Annotated in this window: 1 protein-coding gene; it reads left to right on the forward strand. The window is 61.0% G+C overall.

The genetic code is table 11. The annotated features are described in order from the left end of the window. Window positions 1-267, forward strand: a 267-nt coding sequence (locus MRBLMR1_RS29945; protein ID WP_500067234.1) for a gluconokinase, incomplete at both ends; no start/stop codon positions are given.

Here is a 267-nt window from a genome sequence, read left to right on the forward strand (position 1 = left end):
GCCCTGGCTCGATCGCATCGGCGAGATTCTGGCCGATCACGCGACAAGCGGTATCGTCCTGACATGCTCGTCACTGAAGAAAGCGTATCGCGACAGATTGCGTGCGGCGGCGGGCGGAAAGCTGGCCTTCGTGTTTTTAAATGGCAGCAAGGCGCTGCTGACCCAGCGCATGGGCAGCCGCGAAGGCCACTTCATGCCGACCAGTCTTCTGGAAAGCCAGCTCGCGACACTGGAGCGACCTGATAGCGAAGCCGGCGTTGTTGTCGT

The organism is Neorhizobium sp. LMR1-1-1.1, assembly GCF_040675795.1.
GTDB lineage: Bacteria > Pseudomonadota > Alphaproteobacteria > Rhizobiales > Rhizobiaceae > Neorhizobium > Neorhizobium cellulosilyticum.